Raw genomic sequence first — 1,694 nt, 5'->3', positions numbered from 1 at the left:
ACGGCAAAAAAACGATGAGGAAGAGGAAGAACATGCAGCAGATCACCACCGTCAGCACCTTCGTCCCGGCCACGAACGAGGACGGGATGCAGAGCCAGTTGCGCCGGATCGCCGAGCGCGACGTCGACCTCTCAGGTCTGGCACGCAACGGGTGGGCGCTGGCACACACCGCCACGATCCCCGGCCCCGAGGGCGTCATGTTCGTGGACACCCTCACCCGCACCGAATCCTGACCCGCACCACCACCGAGGAGCAAACGCCATGTCCGACACCATCACCACCAGCCCCACGGCCAAGGAGCCGACCCTCTGGGGCGCGGTGGCCGAGTTCGCGTCCGTGTTCTCCCACGGAGACACCGCCGACGAGCTGGCCGTGCGACTCAGCTGCGCCGAGGTCGACGCGCTGGCCGGACTCCTGCGAGCATTCGGACGAGATGAGGCCGCGGACCTGTGGATCGCGGAGCACGCGAGCGACGACGACGAAGGCGACGCCCACACCCCGGAAGGAACCCACCGATGAGCGAGCAGCAGCAGACCACGCCCGACCCGGCGGCGACCTACCAGGCGGCCGTCGCGGCCTTCGCGGCCACGCTCTCCGACCCGGCCGTCACGGAAGCGATCGCCCCGACGCTGCCGTGCTGGCGCGCGACGGGCATCATCGACCTCCTCACCCAGGCCGGACACACCGACGCCGCCGAGAAGTGGGCCGAGCTGCACGCCTGGTCCCCGGTCAACGACGAGCACGACCCGCACCGCGGCGACCGGTGGGACGACTGATGCTCACCGTCTACTCGAAGCCGTCGTGCGTGCAGTGCACCATGACCTACCGGGTGCTCGAGAAGAAGGGCATCGAGTACACCACCGTCGACATCACCACCAACCCCGCAGCGCTCGCGTACGTCACGGAGGAGCTGGGCTACTCCGCCGCCCCCGTGGTCGTCGCGAGCGACCAGGACCACTGGTCGGGCTTCCGCCCCGACCTCATCGAGAAGCACGCCGCATGACCGGCCCGAACATCACCGGTGACGACTACCGGGCCGGGTACCTCGCCGGACAAGCCGACCGGCAAGGCGAAGTCGACTGGCTGGAGAACGAGGCCGACCGGCTCTACCGCCTCGCCTACGGCGACGAGCGCCGCATCCCCGCCCTCACCGTAACGCGCGCCGAGCTCGAACAGCGCAGAGCGCTGTCCGAGCCGCCCGTGGAAGTCACCCGCCGCGACGCTTTGGCGTCCTGGGGCATCGAGACACCCCCCACCGACACACCCGCGGCCGCGGCCGCGAACGAGAACCCGTCGACGTCGACGGGACCCACCAACCGCACGAGCAGGAGACGACAGATGAGCACCAGAACCATCACCGGCAACCTCGCCGCCGACCCCGAAGCCGTGCAGGCGGGCCGCGTGCAGATCGTGAAGCTGCGCGTCATCGAGAACACCGGCGAATACCGCGCGGGGGAGTGGACCCCGCACGACGCCCCGACCACGCACTACGTCGAAGCGAAGTTCGAACTGGGCGAGCACGTGCTCGCCTCCCTCCACAAGGGAGACGCCGTAATCGTCGTCGGCTACGAGCGCACCGTCGCCTGGGGCGAAGGCGAGAACCGCCGCACCGGCCGCGTCCTCGAAGCCGACGCCATCGGCCCCAACCTCACCCGCGCGACCGCCGTCGTCACCACAACCACCCAGCGCGCACC

4 protein-coding genes and 1 pseudogene are annotated in these 1,694 nt (G+C 69.7%); all 5 read left to right on the top strand.

All coding sequences use genetic code 11. The annotated features are described in order from the left end of the window. A partial coding sequence (locus C5B92_RS16785; protein WP_219814364.1) for a hypothetical protein occupies positions 1 to 233 on the top strand: 233 nt, incomplete at its 5' end. 28 nt (positions 234 to 261) lie between these two features. Next, on the top strand, positions 262 to 519 hold the full coding sequence (locus C5B92_RS16780) for a hypothetical protein (RefSeq protein ID WP_219814232.1): 258 nt from the start codon (positions 262 to 264) through the stop codon (positions 517 to 519). Further along, on the top strand, positions 516 to 776 hold the full coding sequence (locus C5B92_RS16775; RefSeq protein WP_104256091.1) for a hypothetical protein: 261 nt from the start codon (positions 516 to 518) through the stop codon (positions 774 to 776). The genes C5B92_RS16780 and C5B92_RS16775 overlap by 4 nt, the downstream gene beginning before the upstream one ends. Continuing rightward, a complete protein-coding gene (nrdH, locus tag C5B92_RS16770; RefSeq protein WP_056045893.1) occupies positions 773 to 1,003 on the top strand; it encodes a glutaredoxin-like protein NrdH in 231 nt (76 codons plus the stop codon). Before C5B92_RS16775 ends, nrdH begins: the two co-directional genes overlap by 4 nt. Then, positions 1,000 to 1,694 (top strand): annotated as a pseudogene (locus tag C5B92_RS16765) (single-stranded DNA-binding protein); the annotation flags it as partial. The gene nrdH and the pseudogene C5B92_RS16765, both read left to right, overlap by 4 nt.

Source organism: Rathayibacter sp. AY1A4, assembly GCF_002930955.1.
Classification (GTDB): domain Bacteria; phylum Actinomycetota; class Actinomycetes; order Actinomycetales; family Microbacteriaceae; genus Rathayibacter.
This window is presented reverse-complemented; position numbering and strand designations above follow the sequence as displayed.

Excerpts from the sequence above, each read along its gene's own strand:
- C5B92_RS16780 (WP_219814232.1), top strand. The coding sequence starts at position 262 with ATGTCCGACACCATCACCACCAGCCCCACGGCCAAGGAGCCGACCCTC.
- C5B92_RS16775 (WP_104256091.1), top strand. The coding sequence starts at position 516 with ATGAGCGAGCAGCAGCAGACCACGCCCGACCCGGCGGCGACCTACCAG.